The following is a 15,797-nucleotide window of genomic DNA, read 5'->3' on the forward strand; positions in this document are numbered from 1 at the left end:
TGTTCGTCCGGGAACGTCCGCAGCGGGCCGGGCGTCCACTGGCCGCCGCCGCTCGGAGGTTGGCGGCGCTGGGGCGAGGCGGGGCGGCTTCTGGCCGGAGCGGGAGGTGTGGCGGGCAGCCCCGGGGCCGGGGGCGAGGGCGCGGCGGGGGGACCCGAGGTCGGGGTGGCCGGGCCGGTCGGGGTGGCCGGGCCGGTCGGGATGCTCGGGATGCTCGAGATGCTCGGGTCGACCGAGCCGACCGGGCCGACCGGGCCGGCAGGGCTGGGGGACGTCGGCGGCGCGGTGGGCCGAGGCCGGGGGGCGGGGGCCGGCTGCGCCGGAGCGGGGAACCCCTGCCCGGCACGGCGGTTCCCGGGCTCGGGCGGGTTCAGCCGCCGGGCCCGAGGAGGCTTGGGCCGTTCGGGATTCTGGCCGGTACCCGGGCGGTGGGGCGCGGGGGGCTCCGCGTGTCGCTCCGCGTGACGTCCGCGAGGCCGCGTGGGCGCGTCGTCGTCGAGACGACCGGGCGGTGCCGGGTGACCCGCCGGGTGACTGAGGGGGACACCGGGGAGGCCGGGGGCACCGGAGACGCCGGGATCGCCGGGGATGCCGGAGGTGCCGGCGGCGCCGGGCGCACCGGGAGGCACCGGACCCGGCGACGGCGGATACTCGCCGACGGCACCGGGCGGGGTCGGGGGGAGAGGTGCCGGGTGGGGTGGCGTCGGGCCGGGCCGCGCCGGATGCTCACCCCGGGTGCCGGGGGTGCCGGGGGTGCCGGGGGTGCCGGGGGTGCCCGGAGTGCTTGGGGGCACGGGCCAGGTGCCGAGGGTGGCGGGCCAGGGACTGCCGCGATAGGGATCGTGAGACGGCGTGGAGGAATGATCTTCCGAGGCGGGCCGGTTCTGTCGTGAGGGCCCGTTCTCTCCCGTAATCCCGGGCTCTTCCGAGGGCCTGCGTTCCCCTGCGGGCCAGGCTTCCTCCGCGGGCCAGGTCTCTCTCGCGGGCCGGGGCTCGCGTGCGGACCGTTCCTCCCGCGCGAGCCGTTCCTCCCGCGAGGCGAACCAGTCGCGGCCCTGCTCGTCCTCGGGGCCTCCCTGGTACGGCGTCCCCATCAGGTCCTGCTCGCCAACTCGTAGACGTCCTTCGCGGTGGAGGTCAGTCGTCGCGCGGCGGCCTCGTCCAGGCCCAGGTCGATCTCGATCTCGGGTCCGTTCGGCTCGATGATGAAACCGGATGAGGGGGCGAGCAGGATCCGCGCGTCCGGGAGCTCGCCGGGCGGGATCTCGAAGACCGTCACGCCCTCGGTCCACCAGCCCGGCTGGATGTAGGGATGGGTGATGGTCGACATCTGGTCCACCCTGTCGGAGGCCACGTAACGGTGCCCGTCGCCCGCCAGCAACCGGGGAGGCCCCAGCTGCTGCGGCTCCCAGGTCGCCGTGGCGCCCACCTCGACGATGATGAAGATTCCCTTGGCGGTCACCCGTTGCCGCTCGCCGCCGGGCTTCGCGGCCGCGATGGCCCTGGCCGCGTGCACCGCCCTGACCCGCGCGGAGATCCGCGAGCCGGTGACCTCCTCGTTGATGTCACCGGTCGAGGTGAGGGGCGCGTCGTGGTCGGCGATCCCCGAGCGGAAGGCCTGCAGCCCCACGGCCGAGGCCGCCAGCGCGATCCCGGCCAGCACGGCACCGGCGGCGCGCCACCGGCTCGGCGGCGCTGCGGTTCCCCGGCGGGCGGGCGTCCCGGAGCGGGTGTCCCGCGGGGGACGGTTCTCGGGCCGGGGAAGGGGCTGGGGACGAGCCTCGGACGGGGGGCGGGAGGAGATGTTCACGACTGCGTTCCCTTCGGCACGACGGGAAGCGTGACCTGAGCCGTCACCACGGGCTTCTCCTCGCCCCCGTCGTTCTCCGTCACCAGGAACCAGCCCGGCGACAGGGTGACCCCCTCACGCCACTCGTACTTGCCGACGTCGATCGTCAGCTGCTTGGGAACCCGCTGCCTGTCCTCCAGCTCGTACTTGATCACGACGCTGGTCGGCAGGGCGGGGTGGAGTTGCGTGCTCTCGCCCCCTCCGGTGGGGGAGAACACCGACGCGCCGTACTTGCCCTTGATCGCCGGGGTTATCTTGAGCAGGGACGAGCCGAGAGACCCGCCGCCCAGGCCGCCCTCGTAGGGCAGTCCCGTGATCGCGGTCTCGTCGCCCTTGTTGGTGACCCGGAGCTCGATCTCCAGGAAACGCTTGGCCGGGCTGCCGAACAGGCCGGGCTCGCTCAGGGTGCGGGACCCGACGAACGTGGTCGTGAACTGCTCCTGGTCCACGGTCGAGCCCTGGCCGAGCCGCTTGGGAGGCTTCTCGGGGGCCGTGGCGAAGCCTCCGACGGCTGCGGTGGCTCCCAGACCGGCGATCGTCACCAGGGCGACGAGCGGGACCGCGATGGGGCGCCGTCTGGTGGGACCCTCGGAAGGGGGAGTCATGAGAAATGATGTTAATCGCTGACGTACGTCTCATCCGACTCATCTGTCCCTTAAGTACTGGTGAACCTGGGGAAAATACAGCGGATTGACGGGAACGCTGCCCGAATATGATGTCGAACTCTTACGCTGTCTCCGAGGCTTCCGATGAGCCCGATGGCGGAGGTTCCGTGGCGGACGTGCATCCAGAGCATGCGCAGCTCCAGGCGGACCGGATCTACCTGGGCTGGCAGTACGCCTTGATGCACCCTGATCCGGGTCCGGCTCCCAAGCGACCCTCGCCCGTCGAGAATCCTCCGGAGCCGCTCGACCCCGAGTGGGTGCGCAGGGAGCGCCTCAACGAGGACCTGCTGAACCGGCCGGTCAAGATCGTTCGTGGGTTCATGGCCGCGCTCGCCACCCTGATCCTCGTCCTCGGTGTCACCGAGATGCTCAGCTGGTCGTTCGCCGCCGTCGGGGTGATCGCCGCCGGTGGCATCGCGGCGTTCTGCAGCTACGCCGTCCACCAGGGCGACCGGGCGGTGCGCCACCGCATCAAGGAGCGCGAGGTGGCCGGTGACCGGCTGCGGGAGGAACGCGACAGGGAGCTCTTCCTCGCCCAGGAGGAGCACGCCGCCCGTTACCGGGAGTGGGCGGAGAAGAAGGAGCGCCACGACCGTCAGCTGACCTGGTACGCGGTGGCGGTGCCCGACGAGATCGACCGGATCGACGTGGCCGGGGGCACGCTGCCCGGCTGGTCGGCGCTGATCACTCTGCTCGGCGCGACCCGCCTCTACAGCGGCGGCCACCTGACCGTGCTCGACCTGTCCGAGGGCGCGATCGCCAAGGACCTGATCGAGCTCGCGCGCAGGGGCGGCGACGACCCGCTGGTCTGGGTGCTGCCGGTCGACCTGCCCCGGCTCGACCTGGGCGCGACGCTCGCCCCGGAGGCCTTCGCCGACGTCCTCGCCCACGTGGTGAGCGTCAGCGAGGAGCACCGCTCGACCAGGGACCTGTCGTTCGACAACGCCATCCTGGAGCGGGTCCTGGAGGTCCTCGGCGAGAGCGCCACGATCAACCAGGTCACCGCCGCCCTGCGCGCCCTGGCCCAGGTCGGCGACCCCCGCGAGGACCTGCGGTTCGGCCTGATCACCGCCACCCAGCTGGAGCGGATCGGCACGCTGTTCGGCCGGGGCGTCAGCGACCGGGTGGTGATCGAGCGGGCGTGGGCGCTGGAGTCGCAGCTGCGCAAGCTGGAGACCCTCGGCTCCGAGGCGGTGCGCCTGCCGCCCGCGCGCCTGCGGGTCGTGTCGATGGACCGCCAGGCGGGCGTGTTCGGCAACCGCGTCCTCGGCACGTACGTGGCGACGGCACTCACCCACATCCTGCGCCAGTCGCCCGCCTCCGAGCGGCCGTGGTACCACACGATCATCGTCGCGGGCGCGGAGAAGCTCCGCGGTGACGTGCTCGACCGGCTCATGGACGCCTGCGAGACCTCCAGGACCGGCCTCGTGCTCACCTACCGCGCGCTGACCCCGACCGTACGGGAGCGGCTCGGGCGCGGGCACGCGGCGGTGACGTTCATGCGGCTCGGCAACGCCGAGGACGCCCGGGTCGCCAGCGAGCACGTCGGCACCGAGCACCGGCTGGAGCTCGCCCAGCTCACCGAGACGATCAGCGCCGCCGGGGCCGGGATGGACGGCGGCTACGTCTCCACGGTCGGCCAGGCCGAGGAGGGCGACGAGGAACGCGACGTGAGCCACGCGGACCTCAAGGAGGACATCACCGAGTCCACCGAGTGGGGCCGTCGCGCGACCAAGGCGATGGGGGAGACCGAGCGGGTGTTGCACCGCTCCAGGGAGTTCCTCGTCGAGCCCCACCAGCTCCAGCAGCTTCCCACCACCTCGGTGATCGTCACCGACGCCACCGCCGACGGCCGCAGGGTCCGGCTCGCCGATGCCAACCCGGCCATACTGACCTTCCCCAAGACGACGCTGGGCGAGTTCGACGAGATCAAGGAAGCCGCGCTGGAACAGGTGCACCAGGAGAAGAGGGCGGAGCCGCGCGCGTCGAGCGCGTTCGAGGACGCGCCGCCCAACCTCGGGCCGCCCCCGGCCAGGCTCGACTGGCGTCGCCGCTGATGAGAACCCGGCCCACGCCGACGAGAGCCCGGTCGGCGCGGGCTCGGGGGCGGAGGCTCCGGCGCCACCGCGACGGGCGCCACCGCGACGGCCGGTACCGCGACGGCCGGTACCGCGACGGCCGGTACCGCGACGGCCGGTACTGCGACGGCCGGTACGGATCCGGGCGACGTGGGCTCGGGGGGCGGAGACTCCGGCGTTACGGATCCGGGCTGTGGGTCCGGGCGATGCGGGTCAAAGGGGATGCGGGTCCAGGGGGAGGCTCCGGTGGTACGGGGCCGGGAGACGTGGGGCCGGGAGACGTGGGTCCGGGGGTGGAGGCTCGGGTGAGGATCGTTCGAGCGGCGGTGTTTTCGCCGGGTGCGTCAACGAGCCGTCCGTATGTCGTAATGGGATGGTCAATGCCGGGGTGCGAGCCCCGAGTCAGGTTCGACCGTGGTTGCGGGGGTGACCTACCCTCGATCTCGATCATGCGTCGGCCGGTACGACGGAGCGATCCGTGAAGCGTCAACCCTCCGGCCTGGAGCCGGGTCCCCCGGGTGGAGACCAAATGCAGCCAAGTGTGTCCCGTCCGCCCAATGCCCTGACCGGTCCCTGGTACAGAATCCAGGCGATCACGGCGCCCTCGCGCAGCTCCTCAGCCGAGTGGGACTTCGTCACCGTCCTGCCCGCCGTACTCTCCACGGCCCAGCGCAACCGGCCCTTCGTGGTCGGCTGGCTCTCGCGCGGGTCCGGCGCCCCGCTGGAGCTGATCACCAACGCGGGGCCGCTCACCCCGCCGCGCCCGCCCCGCAGGGCCGCCACCGAGGCGGAGCAGGCCCCCGGCGGCCCCGAGCCGCTGCTGTTCCCCAGCGGTGCCCGTGGTGTCCGGATCGGCGACGAGTGGCTCCGCGACCTGTCGGACCTCGCCTGGACCGTCTGCCCGGGACGGCAGGCCCCGCCGCTCGGCGGACGCCGCGAGCCGGACGCCGACGAGATCAGGCGGCCCACGCTCTTCGAGTCGACGCTGGTCACGCTCATGTCCCGGCCGTTCGCCTGGCTGGTGGTGGCCGAGCAGACCGACCTGCTCGACGCCGAGGTCGCGCACCTGCGCACCCAGCTCAACGTGCTGCGGCAGTACGGTGACGCCTCCGAGCGCTCCCGCTACGACGCCGAGCGGGCCGAGCGGCGCATGCAGGAGCTGGACGCCTTCCGGGAGGCCGGGCTCTGGAACGTCCGGGTGCTCGCCGGGGCCGCCGGGCCCGAGGAACTGCGTCAGATCGCCCCGGTGCTCGTCGGCTCCGCCGAGATGAGCCACCACCCCTACCGCCTGCGCAGCGCGCTGTCCGGCCCCGTGTACGGCTTCGCCGAGGCGCTGACCACCACCCTGCAGGACCCGGCGGACGGCGCGGCCTCCCCGTTCGCGGCCACCGCGGGGGCGCTCGCCGCCCTCGCCGGGCTGCCGCACCGGGAGGTGCCGGGGGTACGGGTCCTCGACGCGGGCTTCTTCGACGTGACCAGCGAGGCGGACACCGTGCCCGGCGCGCTCACCGTCGAGCTCGGGTCCATCCTCGACGGCCAGGACAGGCCGGTCGGCTCGTTCAAGGTCCCGCTGGCCACCCTCAACCGGCACGCGTTCATCACCGGGGCCACCGGCTCAGGCAAGTCCCAGACCGTCAGGCACCTGCTGGAACAGCTCACCGGCGCGGGCGTCCCGTGGCTGGCCATCGAGCCGGCCAAGTCCGAGTACGCCTCGATGGGCGGCCGGATCGAGCACCTCGCCCCGGTGACCGTGATCAACCCGTCGGCCCCGGAGAGCGTGCCGTTCAGCGTCAACCCGCTCGCCCCCGAGCCCGGCTACCCGGTCCAGGCCCACATCGACATGGTCCGCGCGCTGTTCATGGCGGCCTTCGACGCCGAGGAGCCGTTCCCGCAGATCATGTCGCTCGCCCTGCAGCGGGTGTACGAGGCCAACGGCTGGGACGTGGTCACCGGCTGGGCGGCCCCGGGGGCCGCGGTCCGGCCCGCCGTGCCGACCCTCGAACAGCTCCAGCGGCACGCGATGGACGTGATCAAGGAGATCGGCTACGGCCGGGAGGTCCAGGCCGACGTGGAGGGCTTCATCTCGCTGCGGCTGCGGTCGCTGCGGGTGGGCTCCGCGGGCCGGTTCTTCGAGGGCGGGCACCCCGCCGACATCGGCGACCTGCTCCAGCGCAACGTGGTGCTCGCGATCGAGGACGTCGCCAACGACGAGGACAAGGCGTTCCTGATGGGCACCTTGATCATCCGGATCGTGGAGCACCTGCGGATGCGGGCCAGGAAGGAGCGCAGCAGCGGGCTCAAGCACGTCATCGTGATCGAGGAGGCGCACCGGCTGCTCCGCGATCGGGGCGCGGGGCGGGCCAGCACGCACGCCGTCGAACTCCTGGCGGGCATGCTCGCCGAGATCCGCGCGTACGGCGAGGGCATCGTGGTCGCCGAGCAGATCCCCACGAAGCTCGTCTCCGACGTGGTGAAGAACACCGCGCTGAAGGTGATCCACCGGCTCCCCGCCGAGGACGACCGCCAGCTGGTCGGCGCGGCGACGAACCTGAGCGAGGAGCAGTCCCGGCAGGTCGTCTCGCTCCCGCCCGGCGTCGCCGCCGTCTTCGCCGACGGCATGGACCGGCCGCTGCGCATCCAGGTGCCGCTGGGCGAGGACCGCGAGCGCCCGGTCCCCGGCCACATGCCGCCCATCTGCGGGCGCCGCTCGGCGGCCTGCGGGCAGGAGTGCCGCGCCGGCCGGGCGTGCACGCTGGTCGAGCTGCGCGAGGCGGACCTGCTCGCCGGGGCGTCCGAATGGGCCTGGCTGCGGATCTGGACCGACACGCTGGTGCTGGCGTTCTGCACGAACCGGCCGGTGCCCGGGGTGCCCAGGGCGCTCGCCGAACTCTGGGCGGAGCTCCCGCCGCGACGCCGCGAGTGCCTGCTGGCCACGACGGTGGAACGCTGCGTGGGCCGCCGCGCCTGGTCGCTGCGTACCGTGAGCGATCCGGCCAAGCTGACCGAGCAGGTCGCCACGGTCGCGACCAGGCTGCTCGGCCCCGACCGCGACCCCGGCGAGCGGCCGGGGCCCGCCTGGGTCATCCCGCAGGTGCGCTGGCTGCACGAGGTGGACAGGCTCTTCCCGTACGGCCAGCCCGCGCCCAACCCGCGCGGTTCCGCGCCGGTGATGGAGTACGCCCTGTTCAACCGTCCCGCGGGCGGCACCGAGCTGCTCGGCCACCGGGCCAAGGCGCTCCGCCACCACCCGCTGTCCATGGAGGTGGACAGGAACAGGGAGCTGGCCTGGCGGGTGATCCTCGGCGACGACGAGCGCGAGAGCGTGGAGCGCGACATCCTCACGGTCACCATCGGCGTCGACCCGGCCGACCGGCTCCGGCACGTGTCCCAGACCATGGGGGCGGGCTGGCTGGAGAGCGTGCTGTCGTGGCCGCACCGGTTCGTACTGCCCTTCGACGCCGACTCGCCGGAGCCCGCGGAGCTCGCCTTCGCCGAGCAGTGAGGACGGTTCGACGGGGGTGCTTCCCGCGATGGGTTCACTTCGCGGGCGTGCTCCGCGGGGTCGCCTCGTGAGTTTTCGCGGGTGTGCTCCGCGGGGTCGCCTCGTGAGTTCGTCTCGCGAGTTTTCGCGGGCCTTTCCATGAGCGTTTCCGTGGACTTTGCCCGAGACCTTCCCATGGGCCTTTCCCGGGTGCCTTCTGACCGGGTCCGAGGGCTTTCTTACCTCACCGTCACCGGGGGGTGCGTGTGACGTGCCACCCGGGGGTGACGGTGCCGAAGCAGGGCTAAGATCTGCGGCATGAACGATTCGGTGATTCCGGTCCCGCGGCCGGGCCGGTCGGCCGCCGGGTCGTCCCGTGACGGGTCGCCAAGCGAGGAGACGGCATGACTCAGCTTCCGCTGCGGGCGCAGCTCGCCACCGCTCTCGGCCGGACGGCCGCGACCCTGTCCCGGGTCACCGGGCGTGGAGACGGATCGGTGATCGGGGGCCGGGTGAGCCTGGTCCTGGAGCCCGACCTGCTGCGCAAGCTCGCGCACGACCGCAAGCTCGCGCTGGTGAGCGCGACCAACGGCAAGACCACGACGACCCGCCTGATCACCTCCGCGCTGTCGGAGCTCGGCGACGTCGCCACCAACGCCTTCGGCGCCAACATGCCCGCCGGGCACGTCTCGGCGCTGTCGTCGGCCAAGCACGCCCCGTACGGCGTGCTGGAGGTCGACGAGAAGTACCTGCCCGAGGTGATCGACACCACCGGCGCCGGGGTCATCTGCCTGATGAACCTCAGCCGCGACCAGATGGACCGGGCGGGCGAGATCTGGCTGCTCGCCCAGAAGTGGCGCCGGGCGCTGGCGGGCAAGAACACCCACGTGATCGCCAACGCCGACGACCCGCTGGTGGCCTGGGGCGCCTCCACCGCCGCCTCGGTCACCTGGGTGTCGGCGGGCCAGCCGTGGAAGGAGGACTCCTGGTGCTGCCCCGAGTGCGGCGGCCCCCTCGACCGCAAGGGCATGGAGTACGTCCCGCCCGGCAGCGTCGGCGCCGGTGCCCCCTCGAAGGCGGGCGAGAACGACTGGGCCTGCCGCGAGTGCACCTTCCGGCGTCCCGAGCCGTCCTGGATCCTCGACGACGACGCGGTGATCGACCCGCGCGGGCAGCGCTGGGTGCTCGACATCCAGCTCCCCGGGCGCGCCAACCGGGCCAACGCGGCGATCGCGCTGGCCACCGCCGAGGTGTTCGGCCTGCCCGTCGAGCGGGCGCTGCCCCGGCTGCGCGAGGTCAGGTCGGTCGCCGGCCGATACACCACGGTGGAGCGCGACGGCCGGCACGCCCGGCTGCTGCTCGCCAAGAACCCGGCCGGATGGCTGGAGGCGTTCGACGTGCTCGACTCCTCGCTTCCGGTGATCCTCTCCGTCAACGCCCAGGGGCCCGACGGCCGCGACACCTCATGGCTGTGGGACGTCGACTACCGCGTGCTGCGCGGCAGGCCGGTCTTCGTGGCCGGTGAGCGGCGGCTCGACCTCGCGCTCCGGCTGGACGTGGCGGACGTGCCGTTCCAGCTGGCGGGCTCGTTCGAGCAGGCGCTCGCCGCGCAACCGCCCGGCAAGGTCGACGTGATCGCCAACTACACCGCCTTCCAGCAGATCCGATCGGAGTTCGGTCGTGCAGTCTGACAGCGCCCTGCGCCTTGTCTGGATCTATCCGGACCTACTGAGCACGTACGGCGACCAGGGCAACGTCCTGGTCCTGGAGCAGCGCGCCAAGCGCCGGGGCATCCCCGTCGAGACCGTGCACGTGCGCTCGGCCGACCCGGTCCCCGAGGGCGGCGACATCTACCTCATCGGCGGCGGCGAGGACCGGCCGCAGATCCTGGCCTCCGAGCGGCTGCGGCGCGACGGCGGCCTGCACCGGGCCGTCCAGCGGGGCGCGGCCCTGCTGGCCGTGTGCGCGGGCTACCAGATCATCGGTACCACGTTCGGCGGCGAGGAGGGCCAGCCGGTCGACGGCATCGGCCTGATCGACATCTCCAGCGGGCGCGGCCAGGGCCGGGCCGTCGGCGAGCTGGCGGGGGAGGCGGACCCTGCGCTCGGCATCCCGACGCTGACCGGCTTCGAGAACCACATGGGCGTCACCCGGCTCGGGGCCGGGATCCGGCCGCTGGCGCGTACGGCGGTCGGTACGGGCAACGGCGACGGCACCGAGGGCTGCTACACCGGCAAGATCGTCGGCACCTACCTGCACGGTCCCGCGCTCGCCCGCAACCCCGGCCTCGCCGACCTGCTGCTCACCTGGGCGGTGGGCGCTCAGCTGCCGCCGATCGACGACTCCTGGTTCGACCGTCTCCGCGAGGAGCGTCTGACCGCGGTGCTGCCCCACTGATCAGGTGCCGCCGTCGCCGACGGGGGCGTGCCGGTGAGAGGTCTCTCGGTGACGGGGACCTCTCCTCGGGGACGTCTCCCCGGTGACGTCCTCAGTGGCGGGGAGCTCTCAGTGGCGAGAAGCTCCCGGTAGCGGGGTTTTCCGGTGAACAGGGGCGTCCCGTCGGCGTGGGAAGTCGGCTGCCCGGCCTGGCCGGGCTGCCGGTGGCCGCGGGGGCGGTTGTCTCAGCCACCTCAGTAGACGAGGGCCTGGACGCCCTCGCCCAGCGCCTCTTCCACGAAGGTGGAGGCGCCCGCGATGCGGATGCCCTCGATCACGTCGTCGACCGTGATGTCCCGCCGGGCCGCGCACTGCGTGCACAGGGTCACCCTGCCCCCCGCGAGCACCGCGTCGAGCAGGTCACCGAGCTGGGCCGCGTGCGGGAGGGTGAACTCCTTCGCCCGGCCGGGAAGGGCGAACCAGGCGGATTCGCCCGTCAGCCAGAGCGAGACGGGAACCCCGCTCGCCAACGCCGCCGCGGCCACCGTGAACGCCTGATTGCAGCGCTCGGGTGAGTCGTCGCCTGCGGTAACCTTGATCACCAGTGATCGTGCCATGCTCGAAGCCTATGCGGCCCGGCGTCACCGGCGCGAACCATACCCGAGCGGCCCTAGGCTCGTTTTCATGGACGTTCCCGAACTGCATCCCGATCTTGAGCCGATCGCCTTCCTCGTGGGCCGATGGGAAGGCGCCGGGGTCGGGGGATATCCGACGATCGAGAGTTTCAACTTCGGCCAGGAGATCGTCTTCGGTCACAACGGCAAGCCGTTCCTGACCTACACCAGCCGCACCTGGCTGCTCGACGAGGCAGGCGACAAGGTCCGCCCGCTGGGCGTGGAGACCGGTTTCTGGCGTCAGCTCCCGGGCCGCCAGCTTGAGGTGTGCCTGTCACACCCCACGGGCATCGTGGAGGTCTACGTCGGTGAGGTGGTCTTCAACAAGATCGAGCTCCAGACCGACGTGGTGGCCCGCACCGCGACCGCCAAGGAGTACACGGCGGGCCACCGCCTCTACGGGCTGGTCAACGGCAATCTGATGTGGGCGTACGACATGGCGGCCATGGGCCAGCCGCTCCAGTCCCACATCTCGGCCGAGCTCAAGCGGGTCGGTGACTTCGTACCCGACGAGGTGTGAGGGCCGCGCCCGGGGATGGGGTTCGTCCTTGATCTCGTCCTCGTCCTCGTCCTCGTCCGAGGTTCGTCCCGGCTGAGGACCGAGGTTCGTCCCGGCCGAGGTTCGTCCCGGACGGGGGGCGTTCCCGACGGGACTCGGCTCTGACGGGGGATTCGTCTCCCGCCGGGATTCGGTTCCGGCACCGGGTGAGGCGGGGGCTGCGCCCGGTGCCCGCGACGGGGTGGGGCGGGGCGCTGGCTACCCTCTGAACATGAGCACCCCCTTCACCCCCGACGTGGTCGAGGCCATCAAGCGCCACATGAACGACGACCACGCCGATGACGCGCTGCTGATCTGCAGGGGCCTCGGCGGGCAACCCGAGGCCACCGGCGCGACGACGACCGGCGTCGACGCCGAGGCGATCGAGTTCGCCGCCGTGGTCGGCGGGCGGGACGTCACGGTCCGGGTCCCCTGGAGCGGCACGCTGACCGAACGCGCCCAGGTCCGGATGGAGGTCGTCCGCCTCTACCGTGACGCCTGCGCCGCCCTCGGCGTCCCCGCTCGCGGCGAGCACTGACCGGCGGATCCCCGTTCTCCTCCTGTTCTCTCCTTCGGCTCCTCACGCCGCCCGCCCGCCCGCGCGCCGGGCCGGATTCGGTGGAGCGGTGATCCGGCCTGGCCCGTGCCGTCCGGCCGGCGTTCGCCAGGACCTCCTCCCGAACGGTGAACGAGAGGTGGGAGGAACCCGTGGGTCGGTTGATGACGGTCCGATCACTGTCGAGACCGATCGTGGCGTTCGTGGAAAGCTCCCAGGTACCAAAATTTCCTGAAAAGGGAGGCGCGGTGAAACCACGAGCACTCGTACTGGCGCCGATGCGAGGTCAGGAGTGGAACCGCCTGAGAGAGCTGATCGACGTCCACTACGACCCGGCCGACCACCGCCCCCACCAGGCGGCCGAGCTCGCCCGGCAGCTCGTGGACACCGGCGCGCGCATCCTCATCACCGAGTCCGACGAGGTCGCCGGTCCGGTCCTGGACCTACCCCTGCTGGTGGTGGGCTGCGCCCGTAGCGAGGCGGGGAACGTGGACCTCCCGGCCGCCACGGCGAAGGGCATCCCCGTCGTCTGCGCCCCCGGACGCGACGCCGACGCGGTCGCCGAACTCACCCTCGCCCTGATTCTCGCGGTGACCCGCCGGGTGGCGGTCGGCGACAGGGAGATCCGGCAGGGCGTGGCCTCCTACCGGCGCCACCGCGCGTGGGAGCTCGCGGGCCGGACCGTCGGCCTGATCGGCTACGGGGTGGTCGGCCACGCGGTGGCCTGGCGGATGAAGGGGCTGGGCATGCGCGTCATGGTCCACGACCCCGAGGCGGCGGAGAACCGGTACGGGCTCGACGTCCTGCTGGCCCAGGCCGACATCGTCTCCGTGCACGCCCCCGCGTCCACGGGCCGGTTGGTCGGCGCGACGGAGTTCGCCGCGATGAAGCCCGGAGCGATCTTCGTCAACACCGCGGACGCGGCCCTGCACGACATGGACGCGCTCGTCGGAGCCTTGAAGACGGGCCATCTCGGCGGCGCGGCCCTCGACCGGTTCGCCGGGGAGTGGCTCGACCCGGCCCATCCGCTCGCCGACATGGACAACGTGGTGCTCACCCCTCACCTGGGCTCGGGGACCTACGACACCGAGATCAACCACACCCGGATGATCTGCGAGGACATCGTCAGGATCCTCGGCGGCGAACGCCCGCTGCACTGTGCCAATCCCGGCTTCCAGGAGTGACGGCCAAGACGACCGAGACGGCCAAGACGACCGAGACGGCCGACGCGGCTTCGAGACTTCGAGACTTCGAGACGAGAAGCGTCTCGCGATGAGAGGCACCCTCACGGGGAGGCGCGACCCCGCGATGAGCGCGCTGAGAAGGCGCTCTCACGAGGGTGAGCGGTCCTGTGAGGGAGGCGCTGATCCACGAGGCCCGCGGAGCCCGTGAGGGGACTCCCGCGAAGGGAGAAGTGGTCCTGTGGAGGAGGAGCGGCCCCGCGAAGGAGGGACGGCTTCCGGAAGGGGCTTCGGAAGAGGGCTTCGCGGAAGCGGGGTGATGGAGCAGGAAGGCGCTGGAAAGGGAAGAACCCCGGGCCACTTCCCCCTGCTCGGCAGGGGGGCCGGTGGACTACAGGCGGGATCGCCCGCCTCCGGCGGCCCGGGGTTCCGGTGATTGTCGTGGATTCGCCGAACGTCGCCAGACGCCCGGACAGAGTCCGGTCGCGGCGTCCTAGCGGACAGCCACCTCGCTAGCCCAACTATGATCAACCATCGTTCGGACCACCTCCTTTCGGCGTGCCTGTACGTTATGAAATTCCGCGCCTCCAGGGCAAATGAATTTTCCCGTCCACCGCGGTCAGCCAGGGGCAGCCTCCTGACCAGCCCCGACGCGGTTCGACGAGGAGCCGGCGGAGAGCACCGGCCTCGGCCCCGCATGCGGTTCGCGATGGTGGCGGTCGTGCTTCTCGTGTTCCGGCGGCGTAGATCTGCTCTTGACGCCGGACCCCGTCCTTTGGTCTCTCGGACCGTAGGACGACGAGGAGAGCCCCGGTGCTCATAGACTCTGTATATGACCGAGACGTCGTGGCATGAGGAACTGCGGGCGCGCGGTTACCGGGTCACTCCGCAACGCCAGCTGGTGCTTGAGGCGGTCAAGGCCTGCGAGCACGCCACTCCAGAGGAGATCTGCGCCCGGGTGCGGGAGACCGCGCGCGGGGTGAACATATCGACCGTCTACCGGACCCTTGAGCTCCTCGAGGAGCTCGGCATGGTCACCCACTCCCATCTCGGGCACGGCGCCCCCACCTACCACCTGACGGCCGAGGCCGATCATGTGCACCTGGTCTGCCGTGGCTGCGGGGAGATCAGCGAGGTCAGCCCCGACCTGGTGGAGAACTTCGTCGCCAACCTCGACCAGAAGCTCGGGTTCCTCACCGACGTGCACCATCTGACGGTCTTCGGCCGCTGCCGCAAGTGCCGCTGAAGGGGCCGAAGACCACTGCCGGGGTACGCCGCGCCGCGGCCGGGGTACCGTACGGCCCGGGACCCGGCCGGGGAAGGAAGAGGGGAAGAGCCACTGCCGCCCTCCTTGGCAGGGCCTCGTAGGCTGTGTGCATGCGAAGCCCTCTGCTGGACACCCCCGGCGCGGTCGCGGCCGAGACGCCCGACGCCGACGTCGCCGGACACTACGGCGACCCGTTCGCCGAGCAGCGCGCGCTGCTCGCCGGAGAGGCGATGGTCGACCGGAGCAACCGCGAGGTCGTCCGGATCTCCGGACCCGACCGTCTGAGCTGGCTCAACAGCCTCAGCTCGCAGAAACTCGACGACCTGAAACCCGGTCGGCCCACCGAGACGCTGCTGCTGGACGCCCAGGGCAGGGTGGAGCACCACCTCGTCCTCGTCGACGACGGCGAGGCGGTGTGGGCCCACGTCGAGCCGGGCACCGGCGCGGAGGTGACCGCGTTCCTCGACAAGATGCGGTTCATGCTGAGGGTCGAGGTCGCCGACGTCACGGATCGTTACGCCGTGGTCTCCGTGGCGGGGGAGGCGCACCCCGGCCTGCCCGAGGGCGCCGTCGCCGTCGGCCGGGACATCCTGCTCCCGCGTGACCTGCTGGCCGGGCGGCTCGGGCTGGGGCTCGCCGGGCTCTGGGCGTACGAGGCGCTGCGGATCGAGGAGCACCGGCCCCGCCTGGGCTTCGAGACCGACCACAAGACGATCCCGCACGAGGTGGGCTGGATCGGTTCGGCCCTCCACCTCAACAAGGGCTGCTACAAGGGCCAGGAGACCGTGGCCCGCGTGCACAACCTGGGCCACCCGCCCCGCCGCCTGGTCTTCCTGCACCTGGACGGCAGCGTCGACACCCTGCCCAAGCACGGCACCCCGGTGACCCTCGACGGCGCGGAGGTCGGTTTCGTCGGCAGCTCGGCGCGCCACCACGAGCTGGGCCCGATCGCGCTGGCCGTGGTCAAGCGGACCGTACCGGTGGACGCCACGCTGGAGGCCGGGGGGGTGGCCGCGTCCCAGGAGGTCATCGTGCCGCCGGACGCCGGGCGCAACGTCCAGATCGACCCGAGCCTGCGCCGCCGCATCCGCTGAAAGCCGGCGGCCGGTACCCGCCACCCGGCGGCCGTCGA

12 protein-coding genes are annotated in these 15,797 nt (G+C 72.2%); 9 read left to right on the plus strand and 3 right to left on the minus strand.

Annotated elements, in window-relative coordinates; all coding sequences use genetic code 11:
• Positions 1-1,093 precede the first annotated feature (1,093 nt).
• Positions 1,094-1,810 (minus strand): hypothetical protein, encoded by a 717-nt coding sequence (locus tag ACFFRH_RS23100; protein ID WP_386159484.1) that lies wholly within the window; start codon positions 1,808-1,810, stop codon positions 1,094-1,096.
• Entirely contained in the window at positions 1,807-2,454 is a 648-nt protein-coding gene (locus ACFFRH_RS23105) for a hypothetical protein (RefSeq protein ID WP_344746933.1), read from the minus strand. The genes ACFFRH_RS23100 and ACFFRH_RS23105 overlap by 4 nt, the downstream gene beginning before the upstream one ends.
• Positions 2,455-2,630: 176 nt before the next feature.
• Between ACFFRH_RS23105 and ACFFRH_RS23110 the strand changes: the two genes are divergently transcribed.
• From ACFFRH_RS23110 to ACFFRH_RS23125, 4 genes are all read left to right on the plus strand, one after another.
• Positions 2,631-4,571: a hypothetical protein gene (locus tag ACFFRH_RS23110; protein ID WP_344746932.1), complete on the plus strand. Its 1,941-nt coding sequence runs from the start codon at positions 2,631-2,633 to the stop codon at positions 4,569-4,571.
• Between the two features lie 550 nt (positions 4,572-5,121).
• Positions 5,122-8,094: an ATP-binding protein gene (locus tag ACFFRH_RS23115; protein WP_344746931.1), complete on the plus strand. Its 2,973-nt coding sequence runs from the start codon at positions 5,122-5,124 to the stop codon at positions 8,092-8,094.
• A gap of 383 nt (positions 8,095-8,477) precedes the next feature.
• Entirely contained in the window at positions 8,478-9,764 is a 1,287-nt protein-coding gene (locus tag ACFFRH_RS23120; RefSeq protein WP_344746929.1) for a MurT ligase domain-containing protein, read from the plus strand.
• The gene (locus ACFFRH_RS23125; RefSeq protein ID WP_344746928.1) at positions 9,754-10,470 is read left to right on the plus strand and encodes a type 1 glutamine amidotransferase; all 717 of its coding nucleotides are present in this window, start codon (positions 9,754-9,756) and stop codon (positions 10,468-10,470) included. Before ACFFRH_RS23120 ends, ACFFRH_RS23125 begins: the two co-directional genes overlap by 11 nt.
• A gap of 233 nt (positions 10,471-10,703) precedes the next feature.
• Here the strand turns inward: ACFFRH_RS23125 and ACFFRH_RS23130 are convergent, their stop codons facing one another.
• Entirely contained in the window at positions 10,704-11,066 is a 363-nt protein-coding gene (locus tag ACFFRH_RS23130; RefSeq protein ID WP_344746927.1) for a DsrE family protein, read from the minus strand.
• A gap of 67 nt (positions 11,067-11,133) precedes the next feature.
• On the opposite strand from ACFFRH_RS23130, the gene ACFFRH_RS23135 reads away from it, so the two are divergent.
• From ACFFRH_RS23135 to ygfZ, 5 genes are all read left to right on the plus strand, one after another.
• Entirely contained in the window at positions 11,134-11,643 is a 510-nt protein-coding gene (locus ACFFRH_RS23135) for a heme-binding beta-barrel domain-containing protein (protein ID WP_344746926.1), read from the plus strand.
• A 250-nt stretch (positions 11,644-11,893) separates the two neighbouring features.
• A complete protein-coding gene (locus tag ACFFRH_RS23140; RefSeq protein ID WP_344746924.1) occupies positions 11,894-12,199 on the plus strand; it encodes a DUF2470 domain-containing protein in 306 nt (101 codons plus the stop codon).
• A gap of 266 nt (positions 12,200-12,465) precedes the next feature.
• Positions 12,466-13,401 (plus strand): NAD(P)-dependent oxidoreductase, encoded by a 936-nt coding sequence (locus ACFFRH_RS23145; RefSeq protein WP_344746923.1) that lies wholly within the window; start codon positions 12,466-12,468, stop codon positions 13,399-13,401.
• A gap of 829 nt (positions 13,402-14,230) precedes the next feature.
• Positions 14,231-14,644, plus strand: a complete 414-nt coding sequence (locus ACFFRH_RS23150; RefSeq protein ID WP_344746922.1) for a Fur family transcriptional regulator — start codon at positions 14,231-14,233, stop codon at positions 14,642-14,644.
• Positions 14,645-14,775: 131 nt separating this feature from the next.
• The gene (ygfZ, locus tag ACFFRH_RS23155; protein ID WP_344746921.1) at positions 14,776-15,759 is read left to right on the plus strand and encodes a CAF17-like 4Fe-4S cluster assembly/insertion protein YgfZ; all 984 of its coding nucleotides are present in this window, start codon (positions 14,776-14,778) and stop codon (positions 15,757-15,759) included.
• The last annotated feature ends 38 nt before the right edge of the window (positions 15,760-15,797 follow it).

The sequence above is a fragment of the Streptosporangium vulgare genome (genome assembly GCF_042428775.1).
Taxonomy (GTDB): domain Bacteria; phylum Actinomycetota; class Actinomycetes; order Streptosporangiales; family Streptosporangiaceae; genus Streptosporangium; species Streptosporangium vulgare.